Consider the following 16,701-nt stretch of genomic DNA (forward strand, 5'->3'; position numbering starts at 1 on the left):
ACCGGATCAGCTCTTCGAGCGCAGGCGCATCAGCGCGACCCGGGCGCCCAGCCCGGCGCGCACCGCCGCACGGATCGGCGCCTGGTACCAGGCCCCGTACTTCTGCGCGAGGTAGAGGTAGGCGCTGCGGTGGTGGACCGCGAGCATCCGCGCCGAGGCCAGGCGGGTGGAGTGCCCGCCGAGGTGGGAGACGACCGCGTCGGCGAGGTAGACGTTGGTCCACCCGCGCTGTCCGAGCGAGTCGCCCAGCTGGACGTCCTCGAAGTACATGAAGTAGCGGTCGTCGAACCCGCCGATCTCCTCGAAGGCCGTGCGGCGCACCATCACGCAGGCGCCGGAGAGCCAGCCCGCCTCCATCCGGCCGTGGCGGAGGGTCTCGACCGCGCGCGAGCGCCGGTAGGTCGCCGACCACGGGTTGCCGGGCCAGACGTGGGCGAAGACGGCGTGCCCGACGCCCGTGCCGAGCGAGGGCAGAGCGCGGGCGGAGGGGTAGATCGTGCCGTCGGAGTCGAGGATCCGGGGCCCGATCGAGCCGATCCGGTCGTCCGCCGTCGCGGCGGCGTAGAGGGCGTCGATCGAGCCGGGGAGGAAGACCGTGTCCGGGTTGGTCACCAGGATCCACTCCACTTCGGGCCCGAGGCGGTCGACCGCGTAGTTGACGGCCCGGCCGTAGCCGAGGTTCTGCCCGGTCTCGTGGAACTCGACGTGGGGCAGGCGCTCGACGACGCTGCGGACGGAGTCGTCCGTGGTCAGGTTGTCGACCACCACGATGCGCACGTCGTGCTCCGTCGCCTCCGGCACGGACTCGAGGCACGCGCGGAGGACCTCACCCGAGAAGTGGGTGACGACGACGACCGCGATGGGCAACGTCGAGCGGGCGATGGGAGCCTCCGGGTGGTGCGGCGTCGACGGGAGGAGTGCCCCGTCGGAAGAACTCGACGAGGCTAGCACGCGGCTCGAGCGGTGCCCGGGAGCCTGCGGCCCTCAGCGGACGATGTCGACGGGCTCGGTGCTGACGGCCACGGCGGCGGGGGAGACCGTCTCGATCGCGGGCAGAGCATCGTGCGCCGGACGGCGGAAGACGACGAACTTGTACATGCAGAAGTTCCACACCAGTCCCACGAGTACGGCGACGGCCTTGGCGATGTTGATCGCGAGGAAGGCGTTCTCGCCGGAGCTGGGGAGGAAGAGCAGCGAGTTGCCGAAGCGGGTGTCGAAGAAGACCTCGAAGCCGTAGATGATCGCCGACTGCAGGACCAGCGAGCTGAACCCGGTGACGAGGAAGAACTTCGCGAACGTGGCGACCGAGACCCTGCCCGGGTGGCGGAAGACGAAGAAGTGGTTCAGCGCGTACGAGATCGTGATGCCGACCAGGACGGAGAAGACGTTGGCGACGAGGGTCGGCAGACCGAGCAGGAGCACGAGCGTGTTGAGGATGAGGAAGTCGATCGCCGTGTTGGTGCAGCCCGCGATGAGGAAGCGGACCTTCTGCGATTCGAGGAGTCTCTTCATCTGCGGTGCTCTTTCCCGTCCCCCTCTGGCGTCGATGCCCGACCGTCGGGCTCCGACGGGCGTCCATCGGGGCAGGCGAACAAGGGGTGAACCGCCGTGCACTGTCGTCCATCGTAACCGCGGACCCCTGCCGGGCGGTCGAACGGCCGGTGCCATGTTCCTGAGAGAGTGCGCGGACGGGGCGGCGGGCCGCGGGGCGCGCTCGGAGGCTCGCGAGCACCGCCTCGTTATACTCGCAGGGCTCTCACCGGTCAGCCGGTGCACCGGAAGAACGGATCCTCCCCGCCTCATGCGCTCCCTCGCCGTCGTCGTCCCCACCTACAACGAAGTCGCGAACATCGCGACGGCGCTGCCGCGGGTCGCGCTCGCGGCGTCCCGCAACCCCGACTTCCACGTGACCGTCGCCGTCATCGACGACAGCTCCCCCGACGGCACCGCGGACCGCGCGCGCGAGCTCGCGGCCGAGCTCGGATCGGACACCTTCGAGGTCCTCGTGCTCTCGCGCGAGAAGAAGGAGGGGCTCGGCGCGGCGTACATCTGGGCCTTCCAGCACCTCCTCGCGGCCGAGCGCCGCTACGACTACCTGCTGCAGATGGACGCCGACCTCTCGCACGACCCGGACTACATCGACGCCTTCCTCCGCGAGGTGCGCGCGGGCGCCGACTTCGTGGTCGCCTCCCGCTACATCGCGGGCGGGGGCACTCCCGACTGGACGCTCGACCGCAAGCTGCTGAGCGGTGGCGGCAACCTCTACACGCGCCTCTTCCTCGGCTCGAAGATCACCGACTGGACCGGCGGCTTCAACCTCTTCAGCGCGGACCTCCTGCGCACCCTCCACCTCGAGACGATCCGCGCAGCCGGCTACGGCTTCCAGATCGTGCTCAAGTACCGGGCGCTGCGCCGGGCCCGCGGAGTGAAGGAGATCCCGATCGTCTTCCTCGACCGCACGGTCGGCAACTCCAAGATCCCGAGCGACACCCTCCTGAAGAACCTCCTGCTCGTCCTGGCCATCCGGTTCGGCGGGAAGCACCGGTGACGGCGGGTCCGACGGGATCCCCTCGGACCCGGAGGGCCCTCCTCGAGCTCGCCGCCCTCGCCGTCGTCGTCAGCGGGACCCTGCTCGTGCTCGGATTCATGGTCGGTACGCCGTGGCGGCCGCTGCTCTTCCGTGACGGCGACTCGCTGGCGCTGCCGCTGATCCTGCAGTCCTTCGCCGAGGGCCGCCCCGCGGCGTGGGTGATGACGAGCCAGCTCTTCCTCTTCCCCGAGCTCCCCGTCTTCGGCGTCGCGTGGCTGCTGACCGGTGGCGATCCCGCGGCGGCGCTCGCGGTCAACGCCGTGCTCAACCTCGTCCTCCTCTACGGCGTGCTCCGGATGCTCGCGCGACGGCTCGTCGCGGACCGGCACCGCCGGCTGCGGCCCGCCGCCGCGCTCGCCGGCATCGCCGTGCTGCTGGTGCTCTGCTTGACGGAGGGCCGCGCGCTCAACAACGAGGGGGCCCTGGCGACCACCTTCCTCCTCACGACCTACTACTACGGCGCGGTGCTCACAGGCCTCGCCGGGCTCGCCGTCGCCCTGGGCGCGCTGCGCGAGCGCCGTCCGGCCGCGCGTCCGCTGCTCCTGGTCGGGGCGGCCGTCGCCGCGACGACCCTCTCCGATCCGCTCCTCCTGGTGCAGTTCGTCGGCCCCCTGCTGGTGGTCCTCGTCGTGCTGCTGGTGCTCGCTCTCGCTGCTCCCCGAGCGGTCCTGATCGTCGCGGGCACGGTCCTCGGGGCCGCCGCGCTCGGAGCCGCGCTGCGGGTCCCGCTCGGCTTCCTGATCGGGACCGACGCCGGCGGGTACCTCCGGCTGCCGCTCGCCGGGACGGCACTGGACGACCTGATCGTGCAGTTCCTGGTGCTGAAGGCGCCGCTGATCGGCAAGCTCGAGGTGGCGCTGCTGGGTCTGCTGCTGCTGGCGGCCCTCGCCGTCGTCGTGGCCGGTGCCGCGCGACTGGCGCGGGGAGCCGCCCTCGACGAGGCGGCCCGTGCGCGCTTCGCGGTGTGCGCGTTCCTGCCGGCGCAGACGGCGGTGCTCCTGGTGGTGCAGGTCTTCACCGGCAGCTCGGTCAGCCGCTACCTGATGCCGATCCCGGTGACCGCGACCGTGGTCGTGATCGCCCTGATCGGCGCCGCGGCGGCGCACCGGCGTGCTGCGGGCGCGCGGCTGGCGCCGGTCGTCCGCGTCGTCGCCCCGCTGGCCGCCGCAGGCCTCGTCGTCGCCGCCGTGCCGGCCACGGCGGCGGTCGCCTCCGCGGCGGCCGAGGCGCGATCGGACCCGGACGCCGACTGCCTGGAGCGCTGGATCGACGGCCGCGAGCTCGCGGGCGTCGGCTCGTTCTGGTCCACGCGGCCCCTGGACCTCTACGGGCCGGCCTCGCTGCACGTCCAGCAGGTCAACTTCGACTTCACGGTGCAGTTGTGGATGAACAACCTGAGCGACTACCGCGACCGGCAGTACAGCTTCGTGCTGGCCGACCGCTCGCCCGACTGGGCGGGGCTCGCGCGCGGGACGCTCGGCGCTCCCTCCGATATTGTCGCCTGCGGGGGGTTCGACATCTACGACTACGCGGGCACCGACGGCGAGACCGAGCTGAACCGGATCGTCCAGACCAGCGTGGAGGAGCAGCGCCGTGAGCGCGGCTACTGACGTGCGCGGCTCGCGGACGGCGAGTCGGCGGCGCCGGACGCTCGTCGAGCTCGGATGGGCCCTCGTCGCCGCCCTCGTCTCGGTCGTCGCCGCCGTGCTCGCGCTCGGGATCGGGCCGCAGGACCTGACGGCCCGCTGGACCGTGGGCGGCGACGACCAGATCCTGCACTACACGCTCTTCACCAGCGCCACGCAGGCGTTCCCGTTCGACGGCAACGCGGCGCTCGGCTTCCCCGACGGCTTCAACGCCTTCTTCAGCGCGCAGTTCGACGTCGCCTCCGCCCTCGCCGTGTCGGTCCTGGCCCTCGTGGTGCGCGACGGGACGACGCTCCTGAACGTCTTCTACCTGGGCACGTTCGCGACGGTCGCCGTCACCGGCTACGTGTTCTTCCGCGCCCTCCGCACGCGGCCCTGGGTCGCGGCGTTCTCCGCGGTCCTGCTGTCGCTGCTGCCGTACCACTTCCTCCGGATCGGATTCGGCCACGCGTTCCTCGCCAACTACTGGGCGATCCCGCTCCTGGGCGTGATGGTGCTGATGGTCGGCGGACCGCGCACCGATCCTCTCCGAGCCTGGTCCGAGCGGGGCGCGACGCGGAGGAGCCGCGTGCTGCGCTCCGTCGTCCCGGGAGTCGTGCTCGGGCTCCTGGTGGCGAGCACGGGCGGCTACTACTACGTCTTCGCGGTCCTGGTCCTCGGAGCGACCTGGGCGGTGAGCACGGCCGCCGGGCTCCTCTCCCGCGAGCGGCTGCGCGTGCTCGCGGTCTCGTCGGTGCCGATCCTCGCGCTCGGCGTGTTCGTCGGGCTCTCGCTGCTGCTGCTCTCGCTCGACTTCGGGGAGCGCTACAGCCCGTACTTCACGTCGCGGACCGTGGGGGAGTCGGAGGCCTACGCCGGCAAGCTCGTGCTGCTGGGCCTGCCCTGGTCGGGGACCGGGCTGCCGCAGGGGTACGGCCTGCTGAACACCTACGCGGGCCAGTCCGGCGTGGCGCCGACGACGGAGCCGCCCGGGTTCTCGATCCTCGCCAGCGTCGCGCTCCTGATCACGCTCGTGGCGCTCCCGATCACCGCGCTCGGCGGCGGACGGGCGCTCCGTGCGACGGCGGTCGGCCGGTTCTTCTCGGACGCCCGCGTGCGCGTCCTCGCCGTGGCGACACTGGCCGCGCTCCTCTTCTACACGGTGACGGGCCTGGGCGTCGTGGTCTCGCTGGTGGCGGGGCCGACGATCCGTGCGTGGGCGCGGATGTCGATCGTCACCGCGGTCCTCGTCCTCGGCGTGCTCGCGCTCCTGCTCGATCGGATCACGGCCCGTGGCGGTGTCCGGATCCTCGTGGCGGCGCTGCTCGCCGCCGTCGCCGTGGTCGATCAGCTGGCCGGAGTATCGGCCGCGGTGCCGATCGCTCCGACCGACGACTCCGAGATGCGCTCGTTCGTGTCGGAGGCCGATGCGCAGCTGGACGACGGCTGCGGAGTGGTGGAGCTCCCCCTGAAGAGCTTCCCCGACAGCGGGCGGATCGGAGCGCTCTCCGACTACGACGAGGCGCTGCCCTACCTCGCGACCGAGGAGGGACGCCTCCGCTGGAGCTACGGGGCGGTGGAGGGCACCTACGGCTGGGACGTCTGGGGCGACGTCGACGACCCCGCGGAGTTCGCCGACGCCGTGGCGGGCAGCGGCGCCTGCGCCGTCTACGTGGACACAGCCGGCTACACCGACGACCCCGACGGCTGGCGGGCCTACGTCGAGGCGGCGACGGGGGACGTCGAGCCCGAGGTCGCCTCCGCCTCCGGGCGCTGGCTGCTGTTCACGACCCGGCGCTGATCAGCGCTCGTCGAAGGCCAGCTCGAGCAGGCGCCGGGCGGTGCGGTCCCACCCCGGGATCGGCTCCGGTGCGAGTCGCCGGGGACGGCGCAGCGCCTCTCCGATCGCGGCCGACCACCCGGTGCGGTCCGCCGGGTCGATGAAGACAGCGGCGGACTCCCGCCCGGCGAGCGCGTCGCGGAGGCCGGGGATGTCTGCCGCGAGCACCGGGGTGCCACAGGCGACGGCCTCGAGGGCGGGCAGGCCGAAGCCCTCGTGCCAGGAGGGCATGGCGACGGCGTCGGCGCCCGTGAGCAGGGCCGGCAGATCCTCGTCGGCGACGTAGGAGGAGGCGAAGCGCACGTCGGCTCCTGCGGCGACCGCGCGGGCGACGGCGGAGTGGACGTCCTCGTTGTCCCAGCCGTCCCCGCCGACCAGGAGCAGGGTGTGGTCCTCCGGCCGCTCGGCCTGCCGGTACGCGTCCACCAGGGTGACGAGGTTCTTGCGGCGCTCGATCGATCCGACGAAGAGCAGGTAGGATCCGAGCCCGTGCTGCGTGCGGACCCGCGCCACCTCCTCCTCGCCGCGGGCATGGAAGAGGTCGGCGTCGATCGTGGTCGGCAGCACGCGGACGCGCGCCGGATCGACGCCCAGAGCGCTCTCGACCTCGGCCGCGGAGGACGGGGTGCCGGTCAGGACCAGGTCGCTGCGCCGGATCCACCGGGGCACGGACCGCGACAGCAGCTCTCGGCGCTCGCGCGGAACGAGCTCGGGCATCACCGCGAAGCAGACGTCGTGCACGAAGGTGATCGAGCGGGAGCGGGCGAGCGGCCAGCTCCGGAAGTTCGGGAAGAAGTAGGCGCCGCGGCCGAGCAGGAGGTCGATCCCCGGCGCGGGCACTCGGGTCAGTGCGCTCCACACCGGCCGGGGCAGCGGCACCGGTCGGACGCGCAGCGTACGGAAGCCGAAGCGCTCGAGCGAGCCCGCCTCGCTCGCCGGCACGACGAGGAGCACCTCGACGTCTGCGGCGGTCGCATCGGTGTCCAGGGCGTGCAGCAGGCCGAGCAGGACGCGGCCGACCCCGGTCAGGCGAGGCGCCGCGAGGGCGGTCGCGTCGACCAGGAGGCGGCGGCGCCGCGCGGTCACGGCCTGCTGAGGCGGACGGTGGAGTCGATGTCGACGACGCCGTCGTGCACGGAGGCCCGCTCGACCGTGAAGGTCGCGGCGACCGGGATCCGCATGGTCTCGCCCTGCGAGAAGGTGGCCGAGGAGGCGTGCACGGCGTAGTTGCCGGCGCCGAGGTGCAGGTCGGGGAGGGTGAACGTGACCGTCATCTCTCCGTCGACCGCGCTCAGCGGCGTGCCGATGCGCTCGGTGTTCGTCCCGAAGACGCGCTGGCCGAGGGGGGTGTCGATGCCCATGCCGATGTTCCAGTCGTCGACCGGGCGGCTGGTGCGCACCGTGACGTCGAACTCGAGGGTCTCGCCGCTGCGGACGACCGTGCCGCCGTGCTCGATCGATCCGCCGCGCAGTCGGCAGCCCAGGATCTCGATGAGCTGGGGGGCGGGCTCGTCCGCGGCCTCGGCGGCCTCGGCCTCGCGCTCCTGGCGGGCGGCCCGACGGTCCTCGAAGCTCTCGCGGAGGACCTGGAGTCCCTCGGAGGTCTCGCCGTCGAAGACGACGGTGCCCTTCTCGAGGACGATGGTGCGGTCGCAGAGCTCGCCGACCTGCTCGAGCGAGTGGGTGACCAGCACGATGGTCTTGCCCGCGCGCTGGAAGGCGCGGATGCGGTCCATGCACTTGCGCTGGAACGGCTCGTCGCCGACGGCGAGCACCTCGTCGACCAGCAGCAGGTCGGGATCGGTGTGGATCGCGATCGCGAAGGCGAGCCGCACGTACATGCCCGACGAGTAGAACTTGACCTGGGTGTCGATGAACTCGGCGATCTCGGAGAAGTCGACGATCGAGTCGAACTTGCTGTCCAGCTCGCTGCGCGAGAGTCCGAGGATCGCGCCGTTGAGGTAGACGTTCTCGCGCCCGGTGAGGTCGGGGTGGAAGCCCGCTCCGAGCTCGAGGAGCGCGGCGAGGCGCCCGCGGCGCTCCACGGTGCCGGTCGTCGGCTGCACGATGCCGCCGATGAGCTTGAGGAGCGTGCTCTTGCCCGATCCGTTCGCGCCGATGAGGCCGACGGTCGAGCCCAGGGGGATCTCGAGGTCGACGTCGCGGAGTGCCCAGAACTCGTCGCGGTGCTTGCGCCCGCGGCCGAAGTTGACGATCCGCTCCTTGAACGACTTGTCCTTGCGGATGACGAAGCGCTTGGAGGCGTTGCGCACCCGGACGACGGTCGGGGTGCCGGAGGAGGCGGCCACGGACTCCTGCTTGCTGGTGAGGGTCACGATCAGATCTCCTGGGCGAAGTTGCCCTCGAGGCGGCGGAAGATCCGGTGGCCGATCCACACGAACACCAGCCCGACGACGAGGACGATGAGAAGGCGCAGCTCCATGTCCGGCGGCCACACCTGGGGGGCGATCTCGTTGCCGTCGATGATGCTGACGCGCGAGCCGTCTCCCCAGATCGCGCGCTGGAAGGCGAGGATCGCGTTCGAGATCGGGTTGATCAGGTAGAGCTGCTCGGCCCAGCCGTGGCCCGCTCCGGTGGAGGCGGCGACGACGAAGTTCCACGCGTAGACGATGGGGGAGAGCCAGAAGAAGATCTGCAGCCCGACCTCGACGAGGAACTGGACGTCGCGGAGGTAGACGTTGAGGGCCGAGAGGGCTAGGGCCAGCGCGAGGCCGTACACGAGCACGATCGCCAGCGCGGGCACGATGTAGAGGAGCTGGACGCCGAAGATCAGCGAGCCCGTGAGGACGGCTCCCGCGATCAGGACGACGAACTGCACGCCGAAGTTGAACAGGGCCGAGCCGATGGCCGCCACCGGGAAGATCTCCCGCGGCAGGTACACCTTCTTGATCAGTCCGCCGTTGCCGAGGATCGACGTGGTGCCCGCGGTCACGATCTCGCTGAACAGGCCCCAGAGGGTGAGCCCCGAGAAGACGAAGATCGCGAAGTTCGGGACGCCGCGAGAGGCCCCGAGGATCTGGCCGATCGCCACGTAGTAGATGAGGAGCATGATCAGCGGCCGGACGAGGCTCCAGACGAAGCCCAGGCTGCTGTCCTTGTAGCGCGACTTCAGCTCGCGCCCCACGAGCAGGCGGAGCAGCTCGCGGTGCCGCAGGATCTCGGCGAGGGAGGCGACGAAGCCGCCCGAGCCGCCGCCGACGGCCGACGTGGTGCCGGCGATCTGGAACGGCTCGTCGGCGATCGCGCGCGCGCGATCCACAGCTTTGCTGGGCATGGAACTCCAAGCTCTCGGCCTCCGCCGGGCGACGGACCGCATCATTATACGTGCGGCCCACCCTGGAGCCCCCTGGCTGGCGTGCCGGTGCGCGGCGCATGGCGGGTAGTCTTGCTCCCGCTCGCCGACTGAACGACACGAACGAGGTGTTCGCCATGCCCACGCAGCCTTCCGACGTCCCCCTGGACCCGGCGCCGCAGAGCGCTGGGGACCCCGCCCCCGTCCTCGGCGGCACGGGCGAGGACGCTCCTCCCGCGCCCGACCCGAGCCTCGAGTCGGCCGTCGGCGACGCCGCTCCCGCAGCCGTCCCGGCGGAGCCCGCGCGCACGTCCGGGGTTCCGGTGGAGCCCCGTCTCGCCGAGCCCGAGTCCCCGGACGAGGAGCTCGCCCGCCTGCGCGCGCAGGTCGACTCCCTCCTCAACGACCCCTTCGACGAGTGGGTCGAGCGGATCCAGGTGGGCGGAGTGACCGCCTCCGGCTTCGAGCGCACCCTCTCCTGGCGGGTGACGAAGCCGCTCCGCCTGGTGCGCACCTTCCAGATCCGCGTCGAGCAGCTCGGGCTGTCGGGCGCCGTCGGCCACAGCGCGCGCTTCGTGAAGCGCCGCCTGTCCGGTCGGGCGCGATGAGCGACCGGTCGCAGGTCTCGGCCGCCGTCGCGGCCGCCGCGCGCGCCCACCGCACGGAGGCGATGCTGCAGCGCCTGGAGCAGATCGGCGCGCTCCTCTTCGACGAGGAGCGCCGCGCCTCGCTGCGCACCCGCGGGCCCGGCCCGTACCTCGACGAGGTGGCCCGCGAGATCCGCTCGCGCCAGGACGACGAGCTGACCTGGGTCGCGCTGGTGTCGTTCACGGCCGCGTACCCGACGAGCGAGCTGTTCGACTGGTTCCGCCGCGCCCTCGAGCTCGCCCCCGAGGAGGCGGCGCTGCGCATCTTCCTCGAGGCGGGCTCCCGCACCGCGACCGGGTTCGCCGATCTGGACGCCCGCGTCGAGGTCGTCACCGGGGCCGTCCTGATCGACGTCGACTTCCCCGCCCGCCACGGGCACAACACCGGCGTCCAGCGGGTCGTGCGCCAGACCGTGTCCCGCTGGGACGCCGAGCACGAGATCGTGCCGGTCGCCTGGGTCCACGGATCGATGTCCTTCCGGCGCCTGAGCGCGATCGAGCACGAGCGCGTCGTCGACTGGTCCTCCGCCGGGCGGCGCGACTGGGAGCACGGCGATCCGGAGCGCATCGAGTTCGTCGTGCCCTACCGCAGCGTCGTCGTCATCCCCTCGGTGCCCGATTACAACCAGTGCGGGCCCCTCGCGGCCCTCGCCGAGTACTCCGGCAACGAGGTCGTCGTCCTCGGCCACGACGCCATCCCCGTCGTCAGCGCCGACACGGTGCCGCCGGAGGAGACGGTGCGCTTCGTCAACTTCCTCTCCGTGGTCAAGCACGCCGAGCGCGTCGCCACGGTGAGCGCCGCGGCCGCGCTGGAGTTCGAGGGCTTCGTGCGAGCGCTCCCCGCTCAGGGCCTCACCGGCCCGACCGTCGTCCCGGTCCCGCTGCCCGTGGAGCTCCCGGACGGCCTGCGCTCCGAGGGCCGGAGCGCGTCCGGCCTGCCGCTCGTGCTCTGCGTCGGCAGCCAGGAGCCCCGCAAGAACCACCTCGCGGTGCTGCACGCCGCCGAGGTCCTCTGGCGCGAGGGCCTGCGCTTCCGCGTCCGCTTCATCGGCGGGGCCAACCCGTGGGCGCACCAGGTCTTCGATCCCCGCGTGCGCGAGCTGGTCGCCGCCGGACGCCCGGTCGAGGTGCTCCGCGGAGCCGACGACGACGTCCTGATCGCGAGCTACCGGGAGGCGCTGTTCCTGGCGTTCCCGTCGCTGCACGAGGGGTACGGCCTGCCGGTCGCCGAGGCGCTGTCGATCGGGCTCCCCGTGCTGACCTCGCGCTACGGCAGCACGGCGCAGATCGCCGAGCACGGCGGATGCGTCCTGATCGACCCGGAGTCCGACGAGGAGATCACCGACGGCATGCGCCGCCTGCTGACGTCGCCGGAGCTCGTCGACGAGCTCCGCCTCGAGGCGGCCGAGCGGCCCGAGCGCACCTGGGACGACTACGCCCGGGAGCTGTGGGCCGCCCTGATCGGCCCCTCGGCCCTCATCGAGCACGAGGAGGCGCCCCGTGCGCTCTAAGCAGTACCTGGTCGACCGTCTCGCCACCCTGGTGCGCACCCTGGCCCCCACCGTGGAGCCGCTGGGCAGCGTCGACGCCCTCACGGGACAGCTGAGCGTTCTGCTGCCCGCCCCCACCGACCGCGAGGTCTGGCTGGTGCTCGCCGTCCTCCGCGGCACGCTCCCGCGCCGGGAGGACGTCGTCGACGGCCGCCGCCGGGCCCGGCTGGACGGCACCGCCGGTCTGCTCACCCACGCCGCGTCCACCATCGCCTCGAACCGGGTCTTCGCCCGCTTCCACCACCCCGAGGTCGAGGTGGTCGTCGGCGCGGTCGTCGTCGACGTGCACCACACCGCGCGCACGGGACTGGCCACGGGCATCCAGCGCGTGGTGCGCCAGAGCCTCGTCCGCTGGACGCGCGACCACGAGATCCTGCTCGCCGGCTGGGACTCGACCCACGAGTCGCTCGTCATGCTCACCCCGGAGCAGAGCCGGAACGCCGTCTCGGGCGACGTGCCCGACGCCGCCGAGGACCGCTCCCGCGTGATCGTCCCGTGGCAGGGCACCTACCTCCTGCCCGAGCTCGCCGTGGAGGACGAGCGGACGTCGCGCGTCTCCGCCCTGGCCGAGTTCAGCGGCAACCGCACGGGCACCATCGGCTTCGACTGCGTGCCGGTCACCACCGCCGAGACGGCGAGCACCGGCATCAGCGCCGCCTTCTCGCGCACGCTCGTCGCCGTGTCGCACATGGACCGCATCGCGACCATCTCCGAGGCGGCCGCGACCGAGTACTCCGGCTGGCGCCACATGCTCGGCAGCGTCGGGATGCAGGGGCCGGACATCCGGCCGATCCTGCTGCCCTCGCAGCCGGAGAGCGTCTCGGACGAGGAGCTGGCCACCGCCGCGCGCTCGCTGGTGACCGGTGACCTCCCGCTCGTCGTCTGCGTCGGCAGCCACGAGCCGCGGAAGAACCACCTGGCGGTGCTCCAGGCCGCCGAGCTGCTCTGGCGCCGGGGCGTGCGCTTCAGCCTGGTCTTCATCGGCGGCAACGCCTGGAGCAGCGCCGAGTTCGAGTACCGACTCGAGGTCCTCGAGGGCCAGGGCCGTCCGGTCCGCTCGCTCTCCAAGATCACCGACGCGCTGCTCTGGAGCGCCTACCGCCTGGCCCGGTGCACGGTGTTCCCCTCGATCAACGAGGGCTACGGTCTCCCGATCGTGGAGTCGATCTCGGTCGGCACCCCGGTCGTGACCTCCGGCTTCGGCAGCATGCACGAGGTCTCCGCCTCGGGCGGCGCGCTGTTCGTCGATCCGCACGACGACCACGACATCGCCGCGGCCCTCGAGCGGCTGCTGACCGACGACGAGCTGCACGCGCGGCTCTCGGCGGAGGCGCTCGCGATCGACGGCGGCACCTGGGACGAGTACGCCGCCCGCGTCTGGTCGTACCTCGTCGAGGGCGAGGGCGTCGACGAGCGGGTCCGGGCCGAGCAGTCGGACGCGACCGCCTAGGCGTCCTCGACCCACCGCGTGCAGAAGGCCCCCGCTCCAGGAGCGGGGGCCTTCTGCACGCGGTGGGCGCGGCTCAGTCGGAGCGGCGCGCCAGCTCGAGGTCGTTCTCGACCATGCGGGCGACGATCTCCTCGAAGCCGACGGTCGGCGCCCAGCCGAGCACCTCGCGGGCCCGGGAGGCGTCCCCGCGCATCTCGGGGGTGTCCACGGGGCGCGCGAACCGCGGGTCGATCGTGACCCGCTGCTCCCAGTCGTCGATGCCGGCCGCGGTGAAGGCGGCACGGACGAAGTCGCGGACCGAGTGCGCGACTCCGGTCGCCACGACGTAGTCGCCCGCCTCCTCGGCGCGCGAGGCGCGCACGAGGGCGTCCACGTAGTCGGGAGCCCAGCCCCAGTCGCGGCGCGCGTCGAGATTGCCGAGCGAGAGCTCCGACTCGGCGCCCGTCGCGATCGCCGCGACTCCGGCGGTGATCTTGCGGGTGACAAAGCCGAGCGGCCGACGCGGCGACTCGTGGTTGTAGAGGATGCCGGACGAGGCGTGGAGCCCTCGGCCGCGGTAGACCGCGACGAGGTGGTGCGCGAACGCCTTCGCGGCCCCGTAAGGGGAGACGGGGCGGATCGGGGTCCGCTCGGTCTGCGGGTTCTCGGTCGCGGCCCCGAAGATCTCGGAGGAGGAGGCCTGGACGAAGCGGACCTCCCGGCCCGCCGACTCCTGGAGCGCCAGCGAGGCCTCCAGGAGCGCGGCGACCGCGGTGCCGGTCACCTCGGCCGTGAGCACGGGCTCCTTCCACGAGAGCGCGACGGAGGAGAGGCCGGCGAGGTGGAAGACCGTGTCCGGCCGCGCCTCCGCGACGATGCGGCCGAGGCCGGAGGCGTCGCGGAGATCGCCCTCGAAGGGGCGGACGGCGGCGGGAAGAGCGGCGTCGTCGGTCCCGCGCACGAGCGCGGAGACCTCCCAGCCGTCGGCGAGCAGGCGCTCGACGAGGTAGCCCCCGTCCTGACCGCTCGCTCCGGTGACGAGAGCGGCAGGCATGACTACTTGATCAGCGCGGACTGCTCGGCGAGGTCGTTCTCGACCATCATCGCCACGAGCTCGGGGAACGAGACCTTCGGCTCCCAGCCGAGGACGTCGCGCGCCTTCGCCGGGTCGCCGATCAGCAGGTCCACCTCGGCGGGACGCATGAACGCGGGGTTCTGAGTGACGTACGGGGTCCAGTCCTCGATGCCGACGTGGTTGAAGGCGATGTCGAGGTACTCGCGGATCTCGTGGGTCTCGCCGGTCGCGACCACGTAGTCGTCGCCCTCGGGCTGCTGCAGCATGCGCCACATCGCGTCGACGTAGTCGCCGGCGAAGCCCCAGTCGCGCTTCGCGTCGAGGTTGCCGAGCTCCAGCGTCTCCTGGAGGCCGAGCTTGATGCGGGCGACCGCGAGGCTGATCTTGCGGGTGACGAACTCCGGGCCGCGGCGGGGCGACTCGTGGTTGAAGAGGATGCCGGAGGAGGCGTGCATGCCGTACGACTCGCGGTAGTTGATGGTCATGTAGTGGCCGAAGACCTTGGCAACGCCGTAGGGCGAGCGCGGCCAGAGCAGCGTCTCCTCGCTCTGCGGGACCTGCTGGACCTTGCCGAACATCTCGGAGGAGGAGGCCTGGTAGAACTTCACGCGCGACATGTCGGAGCCGGCGTAGAGGCGGGTCGCCTCGAGGATGTTGAGCACGCCCTTGCCGGTCACATCGGTGGTGAGCGACGCGTTCTCCCACGAGTAGGCGACGAACGAGATCGCACCGAGGTTGTAGACCTCATCGGGCTGGGCGGCGGCGAGCACGCGCACGAGGCTCGACACGTCGGTCAGGTCGCCGGTGAGCAGGGTCACCTCGGGCACGGTGCGGCGGACCAGCTCGTACTTGGGGTTGTTCTGCCCGCGGACGAGCCCGAAGACCTCGTAGCCCTTCGAGAGGAGGAGCTCGGCGAGGTAGAGGCCGTCCTGGCCGGTGATTCCGGTGATCAAAGCGCGGGGCACGTGGTGGTCCAATTCGTCGGGGTCGATGACAGCGGGACACATACTACCCACGGGCACGGCCGGGCGCCGGGAGCGGTGCGGCCCGCCGGTATCCTGGCCGGGCTTCGGACCGATTGGACGCCATGCCGGAACTCCGCCCCGTCACGCTCGCCGTGCTCACCGTCGACCCGGGCGGGATGGGCGGCGGCGAGACCTACGCGCGCGCGCTCACGCGCCTCCTGGCGCCGCGGCCGGGGGAGGAGGGACCCGCCGTGCAGGTGCTCGTCCCCGAGAACGCCCGCGGCTTCAGCGAGGGCGTGCCCGAGGTCGTGGCCGAAGGGGTCGTCAGCGGGGCGGGCCACCGCCGCCGGGCCGTGGGGATGCTCCAGGCGCTCCTGCGCACGCCGCGCCTGCGCCGGCGCCTCGGCCGGGACGCGGTGCTCTACTTCCCGTTCACGGTCCCGCTCCCGTGGCCGTCGCGGCGGCAGGGGCACGTGCAGATGCTGTTCGACCTGCAGCACCGCGACCTCCCGCACCTCTTCCCCCGCGTCGAGCGCGTCTTCCGCCGGCTCGCCTACGAGGCGACCGCTCGCCGCGCCGACGCGGTCATCACCATCAGCGCCTTCACCAAGGGGCGGATCGTCGAGCTGCTGGGCATCCCGGAGGAGCGGATCCACGTGTCGCATCTCGGCGTGGACACCCGGCGCTTCGTCGCGAATCTGGGGACACGCGAGGACTTCGTCTTCTACCCGGCGCGCGCCTGGCCGCACAAGAACCACGCCCGCCTGTTCGAGGCGGTGCGCCTCCTGCGGGAGGAGGGGCACGCCCTCCGCCTCGTGCTGACGGGAGGGGATCTGGACCGCCTCGGCCCGCTGCCGGACTTCGTCGAGTGGCGCGGCCACGTCACTCCGGAGGAGCTCGCCGACCTCTACCGCCGAGCCGCGGTGCTGGCGTTCCCGAGCCTCTACGAGGGCTTCGGCCTCCCGCCGATCGAGGCGATGGCGTCCGGATGCCCGGTGGCCGCCTCCGACGCGGGCTCGCTCCCGGAGATCTGCGGGGACGCCGCGGTCTACGTCGATCCGCTCGAGCCGCGCTCGATCGCGGACGGGATCCTCGAGGCGATCGAGCGGACCGGCGAGCTCGGCCCGCTCGGCGTCGAGCGCGCCCGGTCCTTCAGCTGGGAGCGCTGCCGGGAGGAGCACCTCGCCGTGCTCCGCCAGGTGGCGCGGCGGCGCGGGCGCTGAGGAGTCCGGTCAGTCCCGCGGGTGCAGGAGCCGGCGCCAGCTCAGTCCCTGAGCCGCGCGCATCGCGCAGAGCACCACGAGCAGCCAGCCGGCGTCGAGCAGGATCGAGCTCTCGGCCAGCGCGGTGACCATCAGCACGGTCAGCACCAGCACCGGCCAGACGTGCACGACCGCCTTGCGCTCGGAGGCGATCAGCCAGGAGCGCCAGAGCGCGAGGCCGATCAGCACGACGAAGAGGACCACCCCGACCGCGCCGACCTGCAGGGCCACGTCGAAGAGCGCGTTGAGGCTCGACGAGTGCGGGCGGCCCGAGAGGTAGTCGATGGCGGTGAAGGGGTAGAGGTCGGGCCGCCAGTAGCCCACCCAGCCCCAGCCGACGATCGGAGCGAGGTCCGTGAAGCGCCAGACCTGCTGCCAGAGCCGCAGCCGGAACTCGAACTCGCT

The 16,701-nt window shown here is 72.2% G+C and carries 14 protein-coding genes and 1 pseudogene; 7 read left to right on the top strand and 8 right to left on the bottom strand.

Annotated elements, in window-relative coordinates; translation table 11 throughout:
- Positions 1-6: 6 nt before the first annotated feature.
- Together C5D66_RS06210 and C5D66_RS06215 are read right to left on the bottom strand one after the other, a co-directional pair.
- On the bottom strand, positions 7-867 hold the full coding sequence (locus C5D66_RS06210) for a glycosyltransferase family 2 protein (RefSeq protein WP_258061235.1): 861 nt from the start codon (positions 865-867) through the stop codon (positions 7-9).
- Positions 868-984: 117 nt separating this feature from the next.
- Positions 985-1,512 (bottom strand): GtrA family protein, encoded by a 528-nt coding sequence (locus tag C5D66_RS06215; protein WP_104223158.1) that lies wholly within the window; start codon positions 1,510-1,512, stop codon positions 985-987.
- A gap of 289 nt (positions 1,513-1,801) precedes the next feature.
- On the opposite strand from C5D66_RS06215, the gene C5D66_RS06220 reads away from it, so the two are divergent.
- From C5D66_RS06220 to C5D66_RS06230, 3 genes are read left to right on the top strand one after another with little or no spacing between them, the layout of a single operon-like run.
- Complete coding sequence (locus C5D66_RS06220) at positions 1,802-2,548, top strand: polyprenol monophosphomannose synthase (RefSeq protein ID WP_104223157.1); 747 nt, start codon at positions 1,802-1,804, stop codon at positions 2,546-2,548.
- Complete coding sequence (locus C5D66_RS06225; RefSeq protein ID WP_104256328.1) at positions 2,545-4,200, top strand: hypothetical protein; 1,656 nt, start codon at positions 2,545-2,547, stop codon at positions 4,198-4,200. The genes C5D66_RS06220 and C5D66_RS06225 overlap by 4 nt, the downstream gene beginning before the upstream one ends.
- Positions 4,184-6,016 carry a hypothetical protein gene (locus C5D66_RS06230; protein WP_146079248.1) on the top strand — a complete coding sequence of 611 codons (1,833 nt, stop codon included), beginning with the start codon at positions 4,184-4,186 and terminating at the stop codon, positions 6,014-6,016. The genes C5D66_RS06225 and C5D66_RS06230 overlap by 17 nt, the downstream gene beginning before the upstream one ends.
- Here the strand turns inward: C5D66_RS06230 and C5D66_RS06235 are convergent, their stop codons facing one another.
- Genes C5D66_RS06235 through C5D66_RS06245 form a run of 3 tightly spaced genes read right to left on the bottom strand, consistent with a single transcriptional unit; the run spans position 6,017 to position 9,350 of the window.
- A complete protein-coding gene (locus C5D66_RS06235) occupies positions 6,017-7,141 on the bottom strand; it encodes a glycosyltransferase family 1 protein (protein WP_104256330.1) in 1,125 nt (374 codons plus the stop codon).
- Positions 7,138-8,391 carry an ABC transporter ATP-binding protein gene (locus C5D66_RS06240; protein WP_258061236.1) on the bottom strand — a complete coding sequence of 418 codons (1,254 nt, stop codon included), beginning with the start codon at positions 8,389-8,391 and terminating at the stop codon, positions 7,138-7,140. Before C5D66_RS06240 ends, C5D66_RS06235 begins: the two co-directional genes overlap by 4 nt.
- A gap of 2 nt (positions 8,392-8,393) precedes the next feature.
- Positions 8,394-9,350, bottom strand: coding sequence for an ABC transporter permease (locus C5D66_RS06245; protein ID WP_104223153.1), 957 nt, complete (start codon positions 9,348-9,350; stop codon positions 8,394-8,396).
- Positions 9,351-9,505: 155 nt separating this feature from the next.
- Between C5D66_RS06245 and C5D66_RS06250 the strand changes: the two genes are divergently transcribed.
- The 3 genes from C5D66_RS06250 to C5D66_RS06260 are packed head-to-tail and all read left to right on the top strand — an operon-like array spanning position 9,506 to position 13,015.
- Entirely contained in the window at positions 9,506-9,976 is a 471-nt protein-coding gene (locus C5D66_RS06250; protein ID WP_104283350.1) for a hypothetical protein, read from the top strand.
- On the top strand, positions 9,973-11,526 hold the full coding sequence (locus C5D66_RS06255; RefSeq protein WP_104256331.1) for a glycosyltransferase: 1,554 nt from the start codon (positions 9,973-9,975) through the stop codon (positions 11,524-11,526). The genes C5D66_RS06250 and C5D66_RS06255 overlap by 4 nt, the downstream gene beginning before the upstream one ends.
- The gene (locus C5D66_RS06260) at positions 11,516-13,015 is read left to right on the top strand and encodes a glycosyltransferase family 1 protein (RefSeq protein WP_104256332.1); all 1,500 of its coding nucleotides are present in this window, start codon (positions 11,516-11,518) and stop codon (positions 13,013-13,015) included. Before C5D66_RS06255 ends, C5D66_RS06260 begins: the two co-directional genes overlap by 11 nt.
- Before the next feature lie 73 nt (positions 13,016-13,088).
- Here the strand turns inward: C5D66_RS06260 and C5D66_RS06265 are convergent, their stop codons facing one another.
- Positions 13,089-14,048 carry a GDP-mannose 4,6-dehydratase gene (locus C5D66_RS06265; RefSeq protein WP_104256333.1) on the bottom strand — a complete coding sequence of 320 codons (960 nt, stop codon included), beginning with the start codon at positions 14,046-14,048 and terminating at the stop codon, positions 13,089-13,091.
- Positions 14,049-14,050: 2 nt separating this feature from the next.
- Entirely contained in the window at positions 14,051-15,034 is a 984-nt protein-coding gene (locus C5D66_RS06270; protein ID WP_104275317.1) for a GDP-mannose 4,6-dehydratase, read from the bottom strand.
- Between the two features lie 122 nt (positions 15,035-15,156).
- Here C5D66_RS06270 and C5D66_RS06275 point away from each other — a divergent pair, with 122 nt between their 5' ends.
- Complete coding sequence (locus tag C5D66_RS06275) at positions 15,157-16,257, top strand: glycosyltransferase family 1 protein (RefSeq protein WP_104246673.1); 1,101 nt, start codon at positions 15,157-15,159, stop codon at positions 16,255-16,257.
- 9 nt (positions 16,258-16,266) lie between these two features.
- Here C5D66_RS06275 and C5D66_RS17070 read toward each other — a convergent pair.
- Positions 16,267-16,701 (bottom strand): annotated as a pseudogene (locus tag C5D66_RS17070) (exopolysaccharide production protein); the annotation flags it as partial.

The sequence above is a fragment of the Rathayibacter sp. AY1B4 genome (assembly GCF_002932815.1).
GTDB lineage: Bacteria > Actinomycetota > Actinomycetes > Actinomycetales > Microbacteriaceae > Rathayibacter.